Source organism: Butyrivibrio sp. CB08, assembly GCF_003625485.1.
Classification (GTDB): Bacteria; Bacillota; Clostridia; order Lachnospirales; family Lachnospiraceae; genus Butyrivibrio.
Genome location: NZ_RAIR01000002.1, coordinates 217,648 through 240,048, shown reverse-complemented (window position 1 = coordinate 240,048; position 22,401 = coordinate 217,648). Strand labels below are relative to the sequence as shown.

Below are 22,401 nucleotides of genomic sequence, written 5' to 3'. Positions count from 1 at the left end.
TATAAAATAAAATTGAAATATATATTGTCGCGTACAATTAAATATGATATCATGTCAATGTTTCTCACGCAATGAATTTATGAAAGTTTTAGAAAGAAGGAAAATGAAATGACGAAAATTGTTGTTATCGGTGCTGGTTACGCCGGAGTGCTGGCCACCAAAAAGCTCGAAAAGAAGCTTCGTAAAAAGAAACTTCTCGGCTCCTGCGAGATAACTATTATCGACAAGCACCCTTATCACACAATGCTCACTGAGCTTCACGAAGTCGCAGCTTGTCGTGTTGGTGAAGAGAGCATCAAGATGGATCTTAAGAAGATCTTTGCTGAGAGAAAGGTGAACGTAGTTCTTGATACAGTCACAGGCGTTGATTTTAACAGCAACACTGTAGAGGGCAAGAATGGCAGCTATGATTACGATTACCTTGTTGTTGCAGCAGGATCCAAGCCAACATACTTTGGCGTTGAGGGAGCTGAAGAGTATAGCTACAAGCTCTGGTCTTATGACGATGCAGTAAAGCTTCGCGACAGGATCCACGAGTGCTTCAGACTTGCAGCAGATGAGACAGATATCAATAAGAAGAGAGAACTTCTTAGCTTTTATGTAGTTGGTGCAGGCTTTACAGGCGTTGAGATGGTTGGTGAGCTTGCTGAGTATACACCAATCCTTTGCAAGAGATTTGGTATCGACAGAGGTGATGTGACTATCGTTGATGTAGATGGCCTTTCACGTCCAGTGCCAATTCTTCCTGAGAAGCTTTCTAATAAAGTAGACAGAAGGCTTCGCAAGATGGGCGTTGATGTTGTTATGAACGCTTCAGTTGTAGGAGTTGGAGAGAACTTCATTAAGCTTAAGAAGGGCGATGAAGTATCTGAGCATGTAGCAGGAACAGTTATCTGGACCGCTGGTATCGAGAGCTCAGAGATCACTTCCAAGATTGCACAGGAAGTTAAGAGCGGCGGAAGAGGACGTATTGAAGTTGATGAGTTCCTTAGAAGTGTCGATCATGAAAACGTTTTTGTTATTGGCGACAACATGCTCTACACGGCTCCAGGCCAGGAGAGACCAGTTCCTCAGATGGTTGAGAATGCTGAGCACTCCGCAGCTACTGTAGCAAGGAACATCATGGTTGATATTACCGGAGAAGGGGAAAAAGAGAGTTACAACCCTAAGTTCCACGGCGTTATGGTATGTGTTGGCGGACGTTACGGCGTGGCAAGAGGCGGAATGGCCAACCACCAGATCAACTTTGCGTCATTCTTTGCTATGTTTGCAAAGCACTTCATCAACATTATCTATTTCATTCAGGTAATGGGATGGACCAAGGTGTTCAGCTACCTGATGCATGAGTTCTTTACTATCAGAAACAACAGAAGTTTCCTTGGCGGTCACTTCTCAAACAAGACTCCAAGCTTCATGATGGTACCCCTTCGTGTATGGCTCGGCGCTGTATGGGTATTTGAAGGCGTCATGAAGATTGTTGAAGGATGGCTTCAAAAGCCAATGCTTGAAGGCTTCTTTGGAGGAGCAAACTCATGGTTTGATTCTCTTCTTGGAAGAGTCAGCCCTACAGCAGTTGACGCAGTTTCAGCAGCAACAACAGAGGTTGCAGACGCAGTGGCATCAGCTTCAACTGAAGTAGCTGCAGCAGCTCCAGCAGGAACAGTTATCTTTGACTGGAACTTAGGGCTCTTTGAAATGATCTTTGTATCAGGAACAGACCTTGCAAAGTCTACAATTTCTGACTTTGCATTCAAGATCCAGGTTCCTTTCGTTGACTGGATAGTTGAGAACATAGTTCTTTCAAGTGATGCTATGACAATGTTCATGCAGGGACTTATCGTTATCCTGCAGATTCTTATTGGCCTTGGACTTATGGCTGGATGCTTCACATTCCTTTCAGCCGGTGTTTCACTGGTCCTTCAGGCAATGTTTGTAACTACAACGGGTCTATACCTCAACACCTTCTGGATGATCTTTGCTGGCCTTGCAGTTATGTTTGGTGGTGGACGTTCAATTGGTCTTGACTACTATCTGATGCCATGGCTTAAGAGCAAGTGGAAGAAGGTTAAGTGGGCGAGAAAGTGGTATCTCTACAATGACTGATCGAAATTTGGATTTTGACAGAGCTTTCGAAATGGTCCGCAAAGAGTGCGCTGGAATTATAGAAAGAGCACCAGGACTTATAAGAGGTTACACATCCTATCTTACTGCCGCACAGGGCAAGATGATGAGGGCAGCAGCTACGCTTGCGTGCTCCATGGATGAAGATGGGATGATCCCTATGGATGCTGTGATATTTGCTTCTGCAGTAGAAACAATGCATCTGGCAACACTTATCCATGATGACATTATGGATGATGCTGATGTCAGACGTGGACTTGTGACACTTCAGAAAAAGGCTGGCAAAAGGACAGCTGTTATCTGCGGTGACTATCTGTTGGCAGCAGCCATGAGACAGCTTTCAAGAGCTAAGGAAAATGACAGATATAAGAGTTTTGATTTCTCCAGGTACGTCGAGAGAGTTGCTCTCGGCGAACTGAGGCAGAACATCAATAACAAAAACTTTAGACTGGATGTTTTCAGATATCTGGCCATTATCGATGGCAAGACTGCAGCTCTTTTTGAAGGGGCGTACCATGCAGGTGCTCTTGCAGGAGATGAGAGCAGTGAGCGTATAGCTCTTTTGCGAAAGCTTGGCAGATATACAGGTATCATCTTCCAGCTTACGGATGACTGCATTGACTATGAGGTATCTGAGGATACAGCAGGTAAGCCGGTGCAGGCAGATTTTGAAAACGGCGTTATAACAATGCCTCTTATCCATGCTATTAGTAAGGACCCATTCCTTGCACAGGATGCAGAAAATGGAAGTCTCACCAAGGAGAAGGTTCTTAGAGAAGTTGAAAGGCACGGAGGAGTTTCTTTTACCCATAAGATGGCAGGAGATTACTACGACAGGTGCCTTGCGATAATGGATAAACTGGCGCTTGGAGGCAGGAAAAAAGAGATCTTATCTGGCCTCCTTGAGAGAGCCTACAGAGGTCTTAAATGATATTTTGGCTAAGGCCTTAATATAAATGCTATAAAAGGAAAGGAAAAAACAAATGAAAAAGAAATTAGTTTCATTCGTAGGTGCTACTCTTCTTTCAGCAGTAGTACTTGCAGGCTGTGGTTCACAGTCAGGATCAGCTTCAGAGGTTGCTACACAGACAACTTCAGAGGCAGCAACAGGAGCAGAGCTCAAGACTGGTCTTGGAACAAGCGTATCAATCGCTGATTCTAAGGACGCAACAGCAGAGGGGGATGGAACAGCACAGGCTGATGCTACAATCGCAGCAGTTACTGTTGATGCTGATGGTAAGATCACACAGTGCGTGATCGATATCGCACAGACAAAAATCGGTGCAAGCGCAGACGGTAAGATCACATCAGATCTTGCAGCTGAGTATCCTTCAAAGAGAGAGCTCGGCGACAACTATGGAATGAAGAAGGCTTCTGCTATTGGCAAGGAGTGGTACGAGCAGGCTGATGCTTTTGCAGCATGGGCAGTTGGCAAGACAGCTTCTGATCTTAGCGGAATGGCTATCTCAGAGGGTTACGCTGGTGATGCTGACCTTGCAGCTTCTGTTTCTATCCATGTAACAGGCTTCCAGGCAGCAGTTCTTGAGGCTGTAAACAATGCTACAGCAATGGGCGCTCACGAGGGCGACAAGCTTGGCCTTGGTGTTACAACTAACATTGAGAAGTCAGTTGATGCATCTGCTGAAGGCGATGGAACAGCTGAGGCTTACACAACAATCTCAGTTCTTACTGTAGGAAACGATGGCAAGATCACAAGCAACATCATCGACGCTGTTCAGGCTAAGATCACATTTGATGCTGCTGGTGTTATCACAGCAGATAAGTCAGCTGAAGTACAGAGCAAGAACGAACTTGGTGATGCTTATGGAATGAAGAAGGCATCTGCTATTGGAAAAGAGTGGAACGAGCAGGCTGCTGCATACGCTGCTTACACAGTTGGTAAGACAGCTGATGAAGTAGCTGGCACAGCTATGGAAGAGGGCCGCGCTGCTGATGCTGATCTTGCAGCTTCTGTATCAGTTCACATCACAGATTTCAACGCTGTTATTGCTAAGGCTGTTGCAGCTGCGAAATAATGAACTTATAGTTTTATAAGACAGATTGTAGAAGTGTTTGGGGTGCGCTTTATTTTACGCACCCCATTTTTCTCTTGGGAACGCATTATGAAGATGAAAAAACTTTTGCCGGTTTTACTGCCAGGAATTCTTTTCCTGATACTGATAGCCGGGATAATTACATACAGATCTGTTTCTGAGGCAGCTCAGCTAAACAGATATACTGCAACTTTCCTGGATGTTTTTGACACCAGAACAGAGATAGTTGGCTTTGCCAAAGACAAGGACGAATTTGCAAAAAACGCCCAGCTTATCAAGGATGAGCTTATAAGGTACAATCAGCTCTATGATATTTACAATGATTATCCGGGAGTGAACAATATTAAGACCATAAATGACAATGCAGGAGTAGCTCCTGTAAAAGTGGATCCGGACATAATCTCACTACTTGAGTTTAGTATAGATACATATTATGAAACTGACGGCGCTGTAAACGTAGCGTTAGGAAGCGTCTTATCTTTGTGGCACAAGGAGAGGATGATAGGAATGGATGACCCTGACAGGGCAGCTCTTCCAGACGCAGAAGCCCTTAAAGAAGCTTCTCTCCACACGGATATCACAGACATAGTGATCGATAAGGAAAACAGCACAGTATATCTTGCAGACCCTGACATGTCCCTGGATGTGGGCAGTACAGGAAAGGGCTATGCAGTCCAGAGAGTTTTAGAGTATGCTAGAGAGGAAGGTCTTGATAACATCCTTCTTAGCCTTGGGGGCAATATTTCCTGCATAGGCACAAGGATCGATGGAACCAGCTTCAGGCTTGGTATTCAGAATCCCGACATGGATAGCGATGAGCAGTATGTTGAGATGGTGGATATTGGCGACGGGGAGTGCGTTGTATCTTCAGGAGACTATCAGAGGTATTATTATGTAGACGGCGTAAGATACTGCCACATAATTGACCCAAAGACTCTGTATCCTGCAGGTGGCTTTGCCAGTGTCAGCGTAATCACTGACGATTCGGGACTTGCAGATTCTTATTCCACAGCCCTTTATACCATGTCCTATGAAGATGGACTTTCATTTGTAGGGAAAAGAGATAACGTAGAAGCCATGTGGATCATGCATGACGGAACAAAGAGATACTCTGAAGGTTTTATTGGAAAGTACGTAAAGAAATGAAAAAGAACGATATCATTTTAATAGCTATTACACTGGTGGTGGCTCTGGCCTGCTTTATTGGCACCAGGATATGGCAGAAATCTAATACTGATGAAGACGCAGTTGCTGTTGTGACCATCGATGGAGATATCTACGGAGAGTTCCCTCTTTCTGAAGATATAGTAGAGAGGATTGAATTTCCTGATGGAAGCTTCAATGTCCTTACAGTATCAGAAGGCTACGCTGATGTAACAGAGGCCTCATGTCCTGATCAGATCTGTGTTCATCACAACCACATAAGGTATTCCGGAGAGTCGATAGTGTGTCTTCCAAATAAGCTGGTGGTTGAAGTTAAGGGCGGAGAAGACAATGGTATTGACGGATCAACCTACTGATCAGTGAAAAAGGAAATTGAGATGAAAACTAAAAGAATTGCTTTTTTAGGACTGTTTGTGGCGCTGGCTTTTGTCCTTTCATATATTGAATTCATGCTTCCTCTTAATATAGGAATTCCCGGAGCCAAGATTGGTATCGCCAATCTTGCTGTAATGGTGACCCTTTACACAGTTGGTGAGAGGGATGCTATTGTTCTTTCTATAATAAGGGTAGTTCTGGTGGGACTTACATTTGGCAATCTATCCATGATGATGTATTCACTGGCGGGAGCGGCGCTTTCTCTTTTTGCAATGCTGATAGCTAAGCGGATTTCAAAGCTCTCCATGACCGGAGTGAGCGTTCTGGGCGGAGTATTCCACAACGTAGGACAGATCATTGTGGCTATGCTGGTTCTTGAGACAAAGAGCCTTTTCTACTACCTGCCATTTCTCATTATTGTTGGAACCATCACGGGAGTGGTGATTGGTATTGTTTCAAGCCTCATCACTGAGAGGGTAAAAAAGTCCATGCAATTCTGAAAATGATTGTTCAATCATTTTTCACACTTTTTTTGTTGACTAACCATAATATTATGATAATCTATTAAAGGCTCTAAACCAAAGCTATGACAGCAAAGGCCCAGGAGCCTTTTTATTGCTTATTTTTAAAGACATAATTTCAATTTATTAGGAGTTTTACTGATGCTAGACAGAGCAGATCTTATCAATCAGTTAGCTGCATCAATGGGTGCAGGTCAGCGTGTAACAACCAAACAGGAAGAGTCAAGATATGACGCCAAGACAGGAACTTTATATTGCAATGGAATGCAGATCAATGCGTCAATTGCTGATCAGGCTATCAGGCATTTTGAACTTGTAGCAAGCAAGTATGATAAAAACGATGCTTCATCAAGACAGATGGCTATGATTTACGAATGTGCCATTCAGTCAATCAAGATGATGCAGAACCCACAGGTTAAGGCTCTTTTGAAGACTGAGGTTGTAAAATAAAACTGAAGAATTTATATGTGTTGTCCTCTTTATCGGAATCCCGGTAGAGAGGTTTTTTTATGGTTTGACCCGGTGTTAAAATTAGCCTTATAATTTATATGTAGCAACATTTTCTTATGAAGGGCAAATATGTACGAAACCACACAGGTCACTTATGGAGAGGGAACCATAACTGTGACAATGAGCTCGGAGAGCAATACTGAAGTAGCTGCTCCCGATATCAGATTTGGCAGTTATGAAAGCGCTGTGAGGGCTTGCTTTACCGCAAAAGAGCTGGAGGAAATATCCTCAGGACAGGATGCGGAGGTGAGCTTTAGCTTCGTGATGTCTGATGAGATAGCAAACGAGAGCGAGCTGGCTTTTTTTGACCAGGCTATAGAGGAGAAGTCTAAGGAGTATGGCGCTCTGCATAATGGTGTGTTCTTTGATGTCAACGCCGAGAAGTATGTTGGCGCAGAGGAGCCAGAGGAACTGGAAAGTTTTTCTGAAGACGTTGAGATGCAGTATGACATTCCACTCTATCTTGTAGCTCCCGAAAGAGAATACTATCTCATGACCGATGTGATGGGAGTGTGCGATTTTGCGCAGGATACGGATGTTGGTGCAGATACTCTTACAGTCAGTACTCACAGTATTGGAACGACTCTTTTGCTGTATCAGACGAAGAGCGAGAGCCTTGTCCCTACTGAGAAAAAAGTCCAGATCAAATCGCAGCATCTCTTTCTTGGAGGTATAGTTCTCCTGGTACTTGTATGGTTTTTGGTTGATCGTAGGTACAAGAAGAACAGGGAATAACTAGCTGTTGTAAAAAAATAGCATAAAATGCTAGTTATACCACAAATTCTAGTAGATTTTACAAATGAAATTAAGTACAATGTTTCTATGGACGCGAATTTGATCTTTGGTGACAATACAAGCTATTACAGTAAGAAGTCTGACCCGGAAGATATTGTCAGACTGTTAAATTACGGCGTGCAGCACATTGGAGTGGGCATACTGTTCCTGGACAGCAACAGGAAGTGTGTCTATGCCAACAAGCACGCTTTTTCTATGTTCCATTCTGAGGAAGATCCTGAGGTAATTGGAAATCTCTTTTACGAGTGGATGAATGGACTTGGAATTGCACAGACAGCTGCATCATGGTGCAGAGTATATAGTAACGGCGACAAGGAGAGACTGTACAGGGTCCGCTTCAGGAGTATCATCGATACGGATGGAATTCTTATTGGCTATATGTACACAATTCAGAATCTCTCAGATCTTGTGGAGAACAGCACTGGCGAGCAGTACAGACTCACACACGATGAACTTACTGGTCTGTACAACAGAGAGGGCTTTAATGAAGGAGCAAGGGAACTTCTCAAGAAAGCCAACAAGCCCTACCTTCTTCTTTATTCAAACATCAAGGATTTCAAGCTCTTTAACCAGCTCTTTGGTATAGACAAGGGCAATGACATCCTTCTTAATATTGGCGATATGATCCTTCAGCACGTGAGGGAGGATGATATCTACGGCAGGATCAACGGCGATCACTTTGCTATGTGTATTCCCAAGGATCGCTTTGACGAGAGAGGCTTTAAGAAGCTCGTAAGAGAGATTGCCAACAGAGTTACCAGTAAGACCTATTCTCTTCACATGCAGGTGGGAGTTTATGAGGTAAGAGATCCATACATGGACATCGCCCTTATGTGCGACAGAGCCTACATGGCCTGCAAGTCCATCAAAAAGGACGGAGTCTGCGAGATCGCATGGTACAGCGATGAGATGTTGGTAAATGCTCTTTTGGAAAAAGAGGTACTCTCAAGTTTTGACTTTGCTATCATCAACAAGCAGTTTGGTATCTATCTGCAGCCACAGGTTCATTCAGACGGAACAGTGTTCGGCGCAGAGGCTCTGGCAAGATGGCTTCATCCGGAAAACGGTGTTATCCAGCCAGCAGTTTTCATAGATGTTTTGGAGAGAGCAGATCTTATCTACAAGCTGGACAGATATATCTGGGAGCTGGCAGCAGCTCAGCTTGCAGCCTGGAAGGGAACAGACATGGAGGGCTTGTCCGTATCCGTCAATGTTTCCCCCAAGGATCTGTACTACCTGGATATCAAGAGAGAGTTTACGGATCTTGTGAATCAGTACAACATTGATCCACATCTTCTTAACATTGAGATCACAGAGACAGCGGTAACATCTGATGTTTCCAAGTGCTCCAAGCTCATCCTTGACCTTCAGAGCAGCGGCTTTGTGGTTGAGATCGATGACTTTGGATCAGGTTATTCTTCACTTAACATGCTCAAGGACATCAACGCCGATGTGCTTAAGATCGATATGGGATTCCTTCGCAAGACTGACAATCTTCAGCGTGCACAGGTTATCCTTAATTACACGATAGATATGGCTCATGAGCTCGGAATGGGCGTTATCACTGAAGGAGTAGAGACCAAAGAGCAGCTTGATTTCCTTATGGGAATGGGCTGTAAGATGTTCCAGGGATTCTACTACGACATGCCAATGCCTGTTGAGAGCTTTGAGGATAAATACAGGGGAAAACTAAGCAAACAAGTAACGGAGGAGAAGGATCATGAATTTTAAGATCGGTATCAAAGAAGTAGTAGCAATGGGAATCGGAACTGCACTTTTTGTAGTACTTACAAACGTACAGATTCCACTTATCGTAGTACCTAACACAGCGCTTCAGCCACGTATGGCAATTCTCGCATTCCTTTCAGCAGTATTCGGACCAATCGTTGGTCTTGTTGTAGGACTTGTTGGCCATGCACTTGGAGATGCTCTTTTCTATGGATCAGTTTGGTGGAGCTGGGTTATTCCTGATGGAATCGTTGGCCTCGCAATCGGATTCTTTGCAAACAAGTTCGCTGTAAAAGAGGGCGGCTTCGTAAACAGCAAGAACATCATTCTTTTCAACATCGTTCAGGTAGTGGTAAATGCAGTAGCATGGATCATCTGCGCACCTGTTCTTGATATCCTTATTTTCGCAGAGCCAGCTAACAAGGTATTTGCTCAGGGCGCATTCGCTTTCCTTGGCAACATCGTTGTTATCGGTATCCTTGGAACAATCCTCCTTGTTGCATACAGCAAGATCGCAGGCGGCTCCAATAATCTCCAGGCGGAGGACTAATAGTTTTGGAAAAAGAAATATCGCCAATCATAGAGTTTGAGAACCTGTCCTTTAAGTACAGAGCCCAGAAGGAGCCCACCTTAAAAGACATTAACTTAAAGATCTATCCCGGCGAGAAAATCCTGATTGCTGGTCAGTCAGGATCTGGAAAATCAACACTTGCACATTTATTAAACGCTCTGATCCCCTGCTCCTATGCGGGGGATCAGAGTGGATCTCTCCGAGTGAGCGGGCAAGAACCTGCGGGGCTCGGAGTTTTTGGTATGTCCAAAATAGTGGGAACTGTACTGCAGGATACTGACGGACAGTTCATCGCACTTACTGTTGGAGAGGACATCGCCTTTGCGCTGGAGAATGATAACGTTCCTCAGGAGGAGATGTTTAAGAAGGTTAATGAAGTTGCTGGCAAGCTTGAGCTTACTTCATTTATGGAGAATGCTCCTGGAGAGCTTTCCGGTGGTCAGAAGCAGAGAGTCTCCCTTGGAGGCGTAATGGCCTGCGATGTGAAGATCCTTTTATTTGACGAGCCTCTGGCGAACCTTGATCCCGCCACAGGTAAGCGCACCATAGCTCTTATTGATGAGATCATGCACGATGAAGACATGACAGTTATCATCATTGAGCACAGACTTGAGGATGTTCTGTATCGTGATGTTGACAGGATAGTTCTGATGGACCAGGGCAGGATCATTGCGGATATGACTCCGGATGATATGCTTTCATCTGACATTCTTGTTCAGAACGGTATCAGAGAGCCTCTCTATGTATCAGCTATGAAGGCTGCTGGCGCCAGGGTTTTGGCAGATACTCATCCTCAGCACATAGAGTCTATGGACATTGCTCCATACAAAGACACTATCAGGAGCTGGTATCATTCAATTCCATTTCATGAGGTCAAGACCTCTGATGAGAGTGTTCTTACAGTCACTGACCTGGAATTTTGCTACGACGAAAAGAGGAAGATCATTGATAAGGTCTCCTTTGACATAAAGAAGGGAGAGATAGTCTCCCTGGTTGGAAAGAACGGAGCAGGTAAATCTACCCTTGCTTCACTTATCTGCGGTTTTTACAAGCCTGATAACGGAACTATCCTTCTTAACGGACAGGATATATCTCCACTTTCTATTAAGGAAAGGGGAGAGAAGATCGGCTACGTGATGCAGAGCCCTAACCAGATGATCAGTAAGCCCATGATCATGGAGGAAGTGGGCCTTGGCCTTGCTTCAAGAGGCGTTCCGGAAGATGAGATCAGACAGAGGGCAGAAGAGATCCTTAAGATCTGCGGTCTGTATCCATTCAGAAACTGGCCGGTTTCAGCTCTTTCTTTTGGACAGAAAAAGAGAGTCTCAATAGCCTCAATACTCATCATGAATCCGGAGATCCTGATCCTTGACGAGCCTACAGCCGGACAGGATTACATGCACTATACAGAGATCATGGAGTTCCTTAAGGATATCAGAGAGAAGCTTGGCATCACCATCATCATGATCACCCACGACATGCATCTGATGCTGGAGTACACTGACAGGACTCTGGTCCTTACTGATGGAAAACTTATTATGGACGCTGCTCCATCTGAAGTTCTTACAAACAGCGAAATCTGCGACAGAGCTTATCTTAAGAGGACGTCTCTCTACGACCTTGCTCTTAAGTGTGACATTGACGAGCCTGGAGAATTCGCTGCAAGATTTATTGATTTTGAGAGGAGCGCGTCAAAATGAGCAGGCTTATTTCCTATGAAAAAAAGAATACTCCTGTCCATAAGCTGAGCGGCTTCACCAAGCTGGTGTTCTTCATTGTGTGGTGTATGGCAAGTGCACTTACTTTTGACACAAGGATTCTTCTTACCATGCTTGTGATGGGACTTATTATCTATAAGATATCTGACGTTAAGTGGAAGCAGGTCAGCACCATTTTTGCAGCAGTAATGTTCTTTATGGTGATCAACCTAACCTGTATCTTCTTCTTTGCACCATATCAGGGAACAGTTATCTATGGCACCAAGACTGAGATAGCACATTTATTTGGGAATTACAGTCTGACTCAGGAACAGCTCTTTTACGAGTTCAACGTGTTCATCAAGTACTTCACAGTAATCCCGGCGGTGTTCATCTTCCTGACCACCACTGACCCCAGTGAACTGGCTTCATCACTTAATGGAATCGGAGTGCCATATTCCATAGCATATTCACTGGAGATTGCTCTTCGTTATATCCCGGATGTGCAGGACGAATTCAGGCGCATCAAGAATGCCCAGGAGGCAAGAGGCATTGAGATGAGCAACAAGGGAAGGCTCATCGACAGGATCAAGAACGTTGCCATCATCATCTTCCCGTTGTTGTTCTCAACCATGGAGAGGATCGACGTTGTCAGCAATGCCATGGAGCTTCGAGGCTTTGGCAAGAAAAAGACCAGGAGCTGGTATTCAAGAAAACCGCTACGTACAGCAGACTACGCTGTTATTGTGTTTATCATTTTGTTCTTTGTGGCAACCATGGTCATCACCTACGCAGACGGAAGCCGCTACTTCAATCCGTTTGTGTGACGAGGGAGTTTATGAAGGTTTATTTTGCACCGATGGAGGGGATAACACTTTATCCACTTCGAAATGTACATAGAGAAGTTTTTGGGGCGGGGGTAGATAAGTACTACACCCCGTTTCTTACTGCTGCGTCAACATTTCATTTCAAGAACAGGGAAAAGAAAGATGTGCTCCCGGAAAAGAATTCACCAGTCTTTGACGATTACGGAACCCAGATAGAGCCCCAGATCATGGCTGGAAATTCAGAAAACTTCCTGTGGGCAGCAAGAGAGATGAAAAAGCTGGGCTATCAGGGAGTCAACCTGAACCTTGGATGTCCTGCGCCGACGGTGGTTAACAGGCACAAAGGAGCAGGGCTATTGCAGGATGCTGAGTATCTGGATAAGATGCTATCCGAGATATTTGCAGCATTTAGCGAAGGCGTTGTAGCTGGTGGAAAACCATTCAATAAGCGAAGAGATGAGGAGGATCTCGCCGGTCTTGGAAGTGAGATGTATCCTGATATTTCTTTGAAGACTCGACTGGGATTTAGTGACCCTGCTGAAGCCAGAAAGCTTATGGAGGTGTACGCCAGGTATCCTATTAAAGAACTTACTATTCACGCAAGAGTCCGGGAGGACTACTACGGCGGAAAGCCAAGGGCCGATGACTTTGTTAAAGCTGTGAAAACTTACAGAGACTGCGGCGGAGCAGCAGATATCATATACAATGGCGATGTGAACAGCGTAGAAGATTACAACAGACTAGCTGAAATGCTAAGTGAATCTGGTACAGAGATTTCTGGTATCATGATCGGTCGTGGACTTCTCACAAATCCCGCACTTGCCCGTGAACTTAAGGGCGGTGAATCTCTTAAACCTGATGAACTCAAGTCCTACCTTCGAAAACTCTACGATTCCTACGCTGAGTACATTCCTGAGGACAGAAACGTCATCTTCAAAATGCTGGAACACTGGGCATTTATTCATGTGCACTTTAAGGACTGTGACAAGTGCCTAAAGACCATAAGAAAAAGCCGTAGCAAAGGAGAGTACCAGGCTGCGGTCAACGACATATTTGCAAAATGTGAATTCATATAAAAAATAAGGCCACAGCTAAGTGCTGTGGCCTTAATTATTTACTGGTTCTTCATGCTGACTCTGCTACCTGCTGGAACAGAGGAAGTGATGAATGCGTTAGCTCTGATAACTGCGCCTTCGCCAATGACGGTTTCGCCGCCAAGGATTGAAGCTCCGGAATAGATTGTTACATTGTCCTCGATAGTAGGGTGACGTTTAACGCCCTTAAGGCTCTGTCCACCTCTTGTTGAGAGACCACCTATTGTAACACCCTGGTACATCTTGACGTGTTCTCCGATAACTGAAGTCTCGCCAATAACAATGCCTGTTCCGTGGTCGATCATGAAGTACTTGCCAATGGTTGCTCCTGGATGAATGTCGATTCCTGTCTTGGAATGAGCATATTCTGTCATCATCCTGGGGATAAGCGGCACCTTAAGCAGGTACAGCTCGTGGGCAATTCTATTAATAGTAGAAGCAGTAAGTCCAGGATATGAAAGAATGATCTCTCCCTTGGAGTAAGCCGCAGGATCGCCATCGTAGCAGGCCTGCAGGTCTGTGTCAACATATTCCCTTATCTTGGGGATTTGTTTGAAAAACTCATGAGTAATGCATCTTGCGCCGCATTCCAATGTATCGTCAAGAGCATCTTTATATTCAGGGCTGTGATGGAAGGCGATTGCGATCTGCTTTTGCAGATTGTAGATAACGTCCTCGATTACCACAGCAATCCTGTTATTGTCGTTGTAGCTCTTGTAAACCTTGTCTCTGTAATATCCAGGATAAATGATACGTATCAGTTTGATGACGATATCTTTTACCGCGTCGCGATCAGGCTGGTTGTAGACGTCCATCTGGTCCACATCACGGCCCTTCTCGTAGTCGGACAGGATCAAGTCGACAATATCCCTGATCTCGGTCTTTAGTTCTGATGAATTGTTTTTCTTCTTATAATCCATGGTTTCCCCTGACCTTGGTCTAAAATTTCTTCAATTATACCACAAATATGGTGTTTGAAAGCTTTTTGAAAAAATATTTCGCTTCCCCTCTAAACATTCTAAAGAAACCATCCGATAAAGATTACAGCAGGTATAATATGCTTCTTTATCGGCAAAGGGATCTTGCCATTTATGTACACGGATGTACGCACAAAAGAGCTATTTGTTTACCCACGTGGAGGTACGTGTACTATGATGAGATCACTCTGGTCCGGTGTCGCCGGCTTAAAAACCCATCAGCTTGAAATGGATGTCATTGGTAACAACATTGCCAATGTTAATACAACATCCTATAAATCACAGGCTACTGGTTTCCAGGATATCCTATATCAGACAGTTAAATCAGGAACAGGTGCAGGAGAGAATGTTGGTTCAACCAACATAGCTCAGGTTGGTCTTGGCTCAAAGGTTGGTTCTATCTATACCAACATCGCAGCACAGGGCTCAGCAGTTACAACAGATAACGTCCTTGACCTTATGATCACTGGTGATTCATTCTTTATCATCAGCCCTGATATCTCAGGCGCAGAGATGAACTTTACCCGTGACGGTTCCTTTGCAATCGATGCTAATGGCGATCTTGTAACCAAGGGCAATGGCTACTATGTGCTTGGTGTTATGGGAGAAGCGGCTATCGGTAATGCTGTTCAGAAGCTTCACGTTATCAACAGAACTCCTGTTACCGGCCCTGACGGGGAGACCAGAATGGTAGATGTTATGCCAGGTCAGGCAACATCACAGTCATACTTCAAGGGAAATATCGACGAGCTTGATGAGTCTCTTGAGGAAGGTAAGGCTCTTAGCATCGAAGTATATGGAAGTGACGGCGAGAAGTATACTCTGAAGTTCTCACTGACGGATGGTGGAGATACTGAGAATAATACATACACACTTAAGCTTAACGAAGTGGTTAACGAAGATGGTGATTCTGTAATGAATCCTACAGATGATGTGAAGGTTGACCTTGTATATAGTAAGAGCGATGGTAAGCTGGTATCAGCTAATGGTAACACAGCTGGTACATATACGCTTAACCTCACAGGCGATGCATCTGTTGTAAACGGCCTCAACATTGACTTCATTCACACGACTAACTACGCAGGAAATTCTGCTTCTCATTCATCATCGATATACGGATACAGAGGAGATACCAAGGGTCTTAACCAGGGATATCCTAATGGCGAACTTACCAATATCTCTTTTGGAACAGATGGTTCTATTTATGGAAGATACTCAAATGGCCAGACCCTCAAGAAAGGACAGATCGCAGTTGCAGAATTCAGCAATGCCATGGGACTTGAGAAGGTTGGAGATAACCTCTATGCTGCATCTCTTAACTCTGGAGTGGCACAGATCATGGATATTACCAAGGATGGCGGATATATGAACTCCGGCGTTCTGGAGGGAAGTAACATTGACCTTGCCAAAGAGTTCACAGATATGATCACGACACAGCGTGGCTTCCAGGCAAACAGTAAGGTTATAACAACATCCGATGAGATGCTTCAGATCCTCAGAGGATTAAAACAGTAAACATCAGTAAATAAGCGGGTTTGAGAGCCAGGATATTTCCTGGCTCTTTTTTACTTTATGGAAACGCAGTGTTAAAATATGTTCTCCAAAATGGAAACTATCATAAAAATGTAAGCGAATGAAAAAATATTACCCAGTAATGATACGGTTTCTAAAGAAAGTTTGAGGAAACTGTGAAAAAAGTGTGAAAAAACTATTGTAAAAAAATCCGGAATATTATATATTAAATTCACGCAAGGAGATATTGTATTTTTATCTCAGCAGATATAAAAGGCAAAGCCATTGAAAGATGGTGACGCAAAGCTAAAGGGTCTTAATCACATAGGTGAAAGACAGCCAGTTGCTGGTGCTGGATATAAACGGCACCAAAGGGGATGACCGTGGCTGTGGGGGCAGTTCAAACGGTCTATTTTTTTGGAAATTATTGTACGACTATTGCTCATGGAAGAGCGAGCAGCTTTTTGTTGCGGTACAGGGAACAAAGTAGTTTCTAAATAATGCGATTGGACTTGGCGTCTTTGCCTGTTTTTTGAGAGGGTTTCGATACTTAAGGTATCATGCGCTGATGTCCGGTGCATGGTACCTTTTTTACTTAAACGTTTCCTGAAACTTGACTATAAGGCGAGAGAATAATGGCAGACGTAAATCTTAAAAAGCTTAGCAGAGCAGAACTTCTTGAGATGATGATCAGTTTTTCAGAAGAAGCTGAGCTTGCGAAGTATCATGAAATAGAATTAAAGAAAGAACTCGAGCGTGAAAAGCTCGAACTCCAGCAACAGATGGCCAATGAAAGAGCACAGATGCTCAAGACCTTCGATGAAGAGAAGGCCGAGATGCGAGAGAAGTTCGCTCAGCAAAAAGCCGAGATGCAGGAGAAGTTCGATAAAGATATAAATGGCCTTAAGGCAAGACACGAACGAGAGATGAAGGCCAAGGATGAAGAAGTCGACAGGAAGCTGGCAGCCATCGAGAAGTCAGGAACACTGGCTGAGGCAGTGATAAACATCACAGGCCTGATGGAAAAAGCTCAGGAATCAATAGATCTTTTTACTAATAAGATGCGAGAGAGAGAAGATGGCTGAAATAGTAAACGAGACAAAAACTGAGGAAACTGTCGAAAGCTCACAAGTTGAGCGTCCCTCAATAGATGCTCTTAAGAAGGAGCTGAAGAGGGAGAACAATAAAAAAGAATACAAAAGAGTTCTTCGAAACACCGTGTTTGTAGTGGTTGTTGTGGCAGCCTTGGCGGTACTGGTATCAAGCTTCTTTGTAACAGTACTTAAGGTTACGGGAGACTCAATGACTCCCACGATGAACACCGGAGAGATAGTAATAGCACAGAATTCCAGCACCTTTGAACCAGGAGATCTGCTTGCTTTCTACTATAACAATAAGGTCCTTGTAAAAAGAGTCATCGGCTCACCTGGGGACTGGATCAACATTGATGATGAAGGTAATGTGTCAGTAAATGGCGTGGCTCTCGATGAACCATATGTATCAGAAAAGAGCCTGGACCCAACAGACATCGAGTTCCCTTATCAGGTACCAGAGAACAGATTCTTCGTTCTTGGAGATCACAGGAGCGCATCAATCGATTCAAGATCAAGTGTGGTTGGATGCGTAACCAAAGAACAGCTCATTGGAAAGATATTTTTCAGAGTGTATCCCTTCGAAGTTTTCGGCGGGATGTAAGACATCGAGCTGCCCTATATTTTTTTACCTTTTTGTGGGAGAGGTACTTAAACGTTTTCGAAACATCATATTTGCAGAAAGATTTGAAAAGAGACATAAAAATGATGATTGGGAAGCGGGTTTTAATAAAGATTTAATAGGTTTTCACACAAAGTTCACAGAAGTTTAGGGGTTTTCAAGCAAATAGGAGTAAGGTAATGCGCAAAGTTGATGAGTCTCGCGCGGCAAACTACATAAGAAAGCATACGAACTATAAAAAGTGGTTGGCATTTGTTCTTTGCCTGTCCCTTCTTACAGGAACAATCACTCTTTATATTATGAACAAGCCTGCTACTGCTATGACAGAAGACGGTGCTGAAGAAGTGGGAGTTGTTTTAGACACCGCAAGTGCTGAGGATGAAGCAGAATGGATCCAGCAGACTATGGAAAATAAGCTGGAATCAAACGGCGATGGCAACAATGACGATGGCAGCATCTTCGATTTTGGGGATGGCGATGACGACGATGATGACGAAGATGGCGAAGGCGTAGATGCTGATGAGCTTAAGAAATCTGGGGAAAACACAGAAACAGAAGACCTGGTAGAGGAAGAAGTTAAAGAGGGAGAAGAAGAGGAAAAGGAAGAGAAAGAAGAGGCTAAGGAAGAAGACGAGCTTTCAGAGGATGTTGTTATCACAGTTTCTTATGTAGATGAAAACGGTGAAGCAATAGCAGACGAGAAAGAGATCGACATTTACGACAGCCTTGATTTCTCAGAAGAGGCTCCATCCATTGATGGTTACACCTTCGAGGAAGCTACCTATAAGGAAGATGCGATCTCCAAGATCACAGTTAAGAAGAACGCAGACGACATCAGATACTACGAAGTAACATTTGCTGATGGCGATTCAAAAGAGATTAAGAAGGACGCAACTATCGTCCTTACATATATCAAGGATAAGGAAGAAGTTGAAGTAGAGAGCAAGCTCGTCCTTACAGCAAAGTATGTGGACAAGGACGGCGAAGAGATTCAGGATTCAGAGGAAGTTTCTTTTGCAGAAGAGACTTCATTAAATAATGACAATGTACCTGAGATCGACGGTTACTTCTTCATGAAGGCAACATACGAAGGCGAAGAGATCGTCAAGATCGCGCCAGTTGAGGCTGAGGAAGAGGATACTGAAGAAGAAGCAGAGGCTTCTGAGGAAGACGAAGAGGAAGCTGAGTCTGTATCAGTAGAAGCTTACGAGTTTACAACAGCAGACGGCGAAACTATAGAGATCACTGAGGATGCTGAGATTGAGTACTCTTACATGAAGGCATGTGAAGAGACAGAGTTTACTTTCTCAGATGGCAAGGTAACAGTTACAGCAACCATCAACGGCAAGAACGTATTCCCTGATGGAATTGAACTCAAGGCTGTTGAGGTAACTAAGGACTCCTCAAGCTACAACTATGATGCTTACATGGATGCCCTCAATGATAACGCTGATGATATCGCTGAGGATGCAGGTAAGGAAGACGCGAACGAGTTTACTGAGGATAATACTCTGCTTTATGACATTGCATTTGTATACGAGGGAAAAGAGATCCAGCCTAAAGAAGGCACAGTAACTGTTAAGATCGAGTTTATGAACAATCAGCTCACTGAAGATCTTTCCGCTTCTTCTGAAGAAGATCTTACAGTTGTGCATCTTCCTATTACAGAATCATTCAAGGAAGAGAACGAGATCGAAAATACTGAAGATGCAACAGGCATTTCTTCAGGGGATATTGATGTAGTAACTCTTACAGGCGCTACTGTAGATGTTGAGGGAACTGAAAAGGTTGAGTTTGAGACAGACAGTTTCTCGGTATATGCCATTACTTCATTAACTCCTAATTTAAGTGCCAAGTTAGTTGATGTTTCATACGACTTTATGGAGTCATTTGGCGATGCTTATGATTATGGTGTTATTGCCAATGATTACAAATGGCAAGGCGATACTGAAACGAATGTAATGGTAGGTGTATTTTCTGGTGATACTAAAGAAATAGGAGCATCTTCAAATTACAGCAATGCTGGAGGTAATAACTATTTTGGGGAAATAAAAAAATGGCCAAATGATGGTTATTTATGGTTCTATCAGCCACCAGCAAATATTTATCTTGGTAAAAAAGCAACCGAAAAATATGATCCATCACGGACAAATCCGATAGCGTCTGGGAAATATCAGCTGAGAAATGTTGATGGGACTAATATTGTAACAAATCATGATATTGATGTTAAAAGTATTATAAAGAGTATTGGTGAGTATTATGACAAATATGAAACAGTAAGTGACTATGTGTACGATCCTACGCCATATGAAGATGGCGCGGGCAAGGTTACAGTGAATATTGATTTACATGATTTACCAGGTGGTACATATGTACTTAATTATAACGGCGATAATATCGACCTTGGAGGTGGAGAATTATTAAATATTACCATAAAATCTGATCAGCATCTTATTTTAAATTGTACTTCTCCTAATTTGAAAATAAGAAAATATAAGATAAATGGCATTGAAACAGATACTTTAGCAGGATCTTCAGCTAAAGAGCTTGATTGGCTTACCACTGCAGTGGTTTTCAATATTGTAAAGGCCGAAAAGATAACAATAGATCAATCATGGTGTGGTGTCTTTATTGCTCCCAACTCGGAGGTGAATCAGACATCTGCATGCGGTGGCATATTAGTTGCTGATAAGGTAAATGGCTCCGCTGAGTGGCACTTCCATAACCATGATCTTCCTTCCGTTTACGGAACACAGATCGAACTGAAGGCGAACAAAACTGTAGATGATAAAGAGCCTGCAGAAAATGAAATCTTCTCATTTGAATTAACTGAATGGGATAACAGCAATAATAAATGGAAAGAGACTTCTATCGAAACTAAACAGAACGTTAAAGGTGAGATTAAATTCAAGCCTATTAGTTATGGCGTTAGCACAGATAAAGGAGTGCATTATTACAGAATCGTTGAAATACCTGGAACAAGTACTGATTACGAATATGATTCAAACGTGTATGTTGCGAAGGTAGAAGTTACAACTGAGCGCATAGAGGGCAAAAACGAAGTAAGGTATAAAGCAACTGCTCCAAAATACTATGTTCTTAAATCCAAGGATGCTAATCCGACAAAAGCAGGAAGCTTGTCTAACGAATCAACAACGGCTCCTACATTTAAGAATACTACAAATGGTGATTTGGAATTCCACCTGCTTAAGTATGTGAATGGTGTTAAGCCTGTTGAGGGAGAGCAGTACAACTTCACTGTCAGAGCGTTTACTAAAACTAATGGAACGGGACCAAGACCAACAACAAAGATTAGTGATCCTCTGAGAAATGTAACTAACAGTTTAGAAAACATAACAGTTTCATTTACGCTTAAGGAGCTGACTGAGCAGGGTGCTATTGTTGAATTTGATACGCCAGGACAAGGCGGCCCAGGACAAGGCGGTCATGGAAATAAGACAAAGAAAGCCTTCTTCATAGTAACTGAGGATGATATGCCGGAAGGAAGCAATGTAATAAAGGATCAATCGGCAATTATCGTTATAGTTACTAATCCTGGTGCAAATCAAACAGTAGAGTATGTAAGATCTGATCTTGCAACTATCATTGGTCAGAGAAACTTAGAAGAATACTTCAAGAAATTAAGCGGATCTCCAGAGGTGCTAGCATTTAATAATACGCGTCCTACTGAGATCAAGGTTAAAAAGAATTATATTGGCGGTACCTGGACTAAAGACGTTGGATTCACTTTCAAGATTGAAAAGCTTGGAGATAACGCTAACCAGCCAATGCCTGAAAAAGTTGAACAGACGGTTTATGGTGGCGAGAATACCAGAGATGTAGTATTTGGTCCACTTGAGTTTGATCAGAGCATCAATGGAGAGTACATATACGTTATCAGTGAGACCAAAGGTGACCGCAGTGAAGTTCAATATGATTCTCACAAGATTTATGTGAAGGTTGTTGTACAGAATAATAAGTTATTAGAACCACAGTATTATTCTGACAAGGAATGCAAAACTCCAGTCGAGAAAGCTGAATTTAATAACTATGAAAAATCATATTTGATAGTTAAAAAGAAGTGGACAAAAAATGGAGAAGAAATAACTAATCCTGAATTTACAACACCGATCTACGTTAAAGTTTATCGCTCATATAGCCTTAAATATGGAACTCATGGAGAGGATTTCGAGGAGATAGATGGTGGGAAATATGAGCTTATGAAATGGAGCAGAGTAGCTTCGGGTGTTTACGAAGCAAGTGATTCTGGAGAATCGATGCTTGCTATTTCAAATGGAACTGAATGGCAATTACAGCTTCTCACCGAGAAGATTCATCCAGCTGATACAAAACGAAACTATTGCTACTATGTTCGAGAATACGTACTTGATACGATGACCAACGAGTACGTAGAAAAGAAGAACCTTGTAATATACACCACAAGTTATAAAAACAAATCTAGTGTGAATTGGAACGAGGTATATGCATTTGGAAATGCTAATGAAGATCCAAACTTTACACTGACTGTTACAAACGAAGTAGGTGATAATGTTCTTCCTTCAACTGGCGGTATAGGAGATATCCCTTACATGGCAGCAGGTGCTGGAACAGCAGTAGTAGGACTTCTTGGAACAGGTCTTTATTACAAAAAGAAAAAAGATGAGGACCAGGAAGAAGAGTAACTAAAGGTTTTAGAGCTTGGGAGAGCTAAAAATAAAACTAAAACAAATAACAAGATTCAA

At 43.1% G+C, this 22,401-nt stretch carries 18 protein-coding genes and 1 riboswitch; of the genes, 17 read left to right on the top strand and 1 reads right to left on the bottom strand.

Features of this window, described 5'->3' with window-relative positions:
* The first annotated feature begins 108 nt into the window (after positions 1-108).
* The 13 genes from D6855_RS04705 to D6855_RS04645 all read left to right on the top strand — a co-directional run bounded on the left by D6855_RS04705 (position 109) and on the right by D6855_RS04645 (position 13,439).
* A complete protein-coding gene (locus tag D6855_RS04705; protein ID WP_120738573.1) occupies positions 109-2,103 on the top strand; it encodes an FAD-dependent oxidoreductase in 1,995 nt (664 codons plus the stop codon).
* On the top strand, positions 2,096-3,052 hold the full coding sequence (locus tag D6855_RS04700) for a polyprenyl synthetase family protein (RefSeq protein WP_120738571.1): 957 nt from the start codon (positions 2,096-2,098) through the stop codon (positions 3,050-3,052). The genes D6855_RS04705 and D6855_RS04700 overlap by 8 nt, the downstream gene beginning before the upstream one ends.
* Before the next feature lie 52 nt (positions 3,053-3,104).
* On the top strand, positions 3,105-4,157 hold the full coding sequence (locus D6855_RS04695; protein ID WP_120738569.1) for a hypothetical protein: 1,053 nt from the start codon (positions 3,105-3,107) through the stop codon (positions 4,155-4,157).
* Between the two features lie 87 nt (positions 4,158-4,244).
* Entirely contained in the window at positions 4,245-5,321 is a 1,077-nt protein-coding gene (locus tag D6855_RS04690; protein ID WP_120738567.1) for an FAD:protein FMN transferase, read from the top strand.
* Positions 5,318-5,695 carry a NusG domain II-containing protein gene (locus D6855_RS04685; RefSeq protein ID WP_120738565.1) on the top strand — a complete coding sequence of 126 codons (378 nt, stop codon included), beginning with the start codon at positions 5,318-5,320 and terminating at the stop codon, positions 5,693-5,695. The genes D6855_RS04690 and D6855_RS04685 overlap by 4 nt, the downstream gene beginning before the upstream one ends.
* Positions 5,696-5,716: 21 nt before the next feature.
* The gene (locus D6855_RS04680; RefSeq protein WP_120738564.1) at positions 5,717-6,214 is read left to right on the top strand and encodes a Gx transporter family protein; all 498 of its coding nucleotides are present in this window, start codon (positions 5,717-5,719) and stop codon (positions 6,212-6,214) included.
* Positions 6,215-6,376: 162 nt separating this feature from the next.
* A complete protein-coding gene (locus D6855_RS04675; RefSeq protein WP_120738562.1) occupies positions 6,377-6,685 on the top strand; it encodes a hypothetical protein in 309 nt (102 codons plus the stop codon).
* 129 nt (positions 6,686-6,814) lie between these two features.
* Positions 6,815-7,480 carry a hypothetical protein gene (locus D6855_RS04670; protein ID WP_120738560.1) on the top strand — a complete coding sequence of 222 codons (666 nt, stop codon included), beginning with the start codon at positions 6,815-6,817 and terminating at the stop codon, positions 7,478-7,480.
* A gap of 87 nt (positions 7,481-7,567) precedes the next feature.
* On the top strand, positions 7,568-9,271 hold the full coding sequence (locus D6855_RS04665) for an EAL domain-containing protein (RefSeq protein WP_158589470.1): 1,704 nt from the start codon (positions 7,568-7,570) through the stop codon (positions 9,269-9,271).
* Entirely contained in the window at positions 9,261-9,818 is a 558-nt protein-coding gene (locus tag D6855_RS04660) for an ECF-type riboflavin transporter substrate-binding protein (protein ID WP_120738556.1), read from the top strand. Before D6855_RS04665 ends, D6855_RS04660 begins: the two co-directional genes overlap by 11 nt.
* Before the next feature lie 5 nt (positions 9,819-9,823).
* Positions 9,824-11,539, top strand: a complete 1,716-nt coding sequence (locus tag D6855_RS04655) for an ABC transporter ATP-binding protein (RefSeq protein ID WP_243111808.1) — start codon at positions 9,824-9,826, stop codon at positions 11,537-11,539.
* A complete protein-coding gene (locus tag D6855_RS04650; protein ID WP_120738554.1) occupies positions 11,536-12,363 on the top strand; it encodes an energy-coupling factor transporter transmembrane component T family protein in 828 nt (275 codons plus the stop codon). The genes D6855_RS04655 and D6855_RS04650 overlap by 4 nt, the downstream gene beginning before the upstream one ends.
* 11 nt (positions 12,364-12,374) lie before the next feature.
* The gene (locus D6855_RS04645; protein ID WP_120738552.1) at positions 12,375-13,439 is read left to right on the top strand and encodes a tRNA dihydrouridine synthase; all 1,065 of its coding nucleotides are present in this window, start codon (positions 12,375-12,377) and stop codon (positions 13,437-13,439) included.
* 38 nt (positions 13,440-13,477) lie between these two features.
* Here D6855_RS04645 and D6855_RS04640 read toward each other — a convergent pair whose 3' ends face one another.
* On the bottom strand, positions 13,478-14,377 hold the full coding sequence (locus tag D6855_RS04640; protein ID WP_120738550.1) for a serine O-acetyltransferase: 900 nt from the start codon (positions 14,375-14,377) through the stop codon (positions 13,478-13,480).
* A 231-nt stretch (positions 14,378-14,608) separates the two neighbouring features.
* Here D6855_RS04640 and D6855_RS04635 point away from each other — a divergent pair, with 231 nt between their 5' ends.
* The 4 genes from D6855_RS04635 to D6855_RS04620 all read left to right on the top strand — a co-directional run bounded on the left by D6855_RS04635 (position 14,609) and on the right by D6855_RS04620 (position 22,341).
* Positions 14,609-15,949: a flagellar hook protein FlgE gene (locus D6855_RS04635; RefSeq protein WP_158589469.1), complete on the top strand. Its 1,341-nt coding sequence runs from the start codon at positions 14,609-14,611 to the stop codon at positions 15,947-15,949.
* A 262-nt stretch (positions 15,950-16,211) separates the two neighbouring features.
* Positions 16,212-16,297, top strand: a riboswitch (cyclic di-GMP riboswitch).
* Between the two features lie 284 nt (positions 16,298-16,581).
* Positions 16,582-17,031: a hypothetical protein gene (locus D6855_RS04630; RefSeq protein ID WP_120738546.1), complete on the top strand. Its 450-nt coding sequence runs from the start codon at positions 16,582-16,584 to the stop codon at positions 17,029-17,031.
* Positions 17,024-17,641: a signal peptidase I gene (gene lepB, locus D6855_RS04625; RefSeq protein ID WP_120738544.1), complete on the top strand. Its 618-nt coding sequence runs from the start codon at positions 17,024-17,026 to the stop codon at positions 17,639-17,641. Before D6855_RS04630 ends, lepB begins: the two co-directional genes overlap by 8 nt.
* 197 nt (positions 17,642-17,838) lie before the next feature.
* Positions 17,839-22,341 carry a Spy0128 family protein gene (locus D6855_RS04620; protein WP_120738542.1) on the top strand — a complete coding sequence of 1,501 codons (4,503 nt, stop codon included), beginning with the start codon at positions 17,839-17,841 and terminating at the stop codon, positions 22,339-22,341.
* The last annotated feature ends 60 nt before the right edge of the window (positions 22,342-22,401 follow it).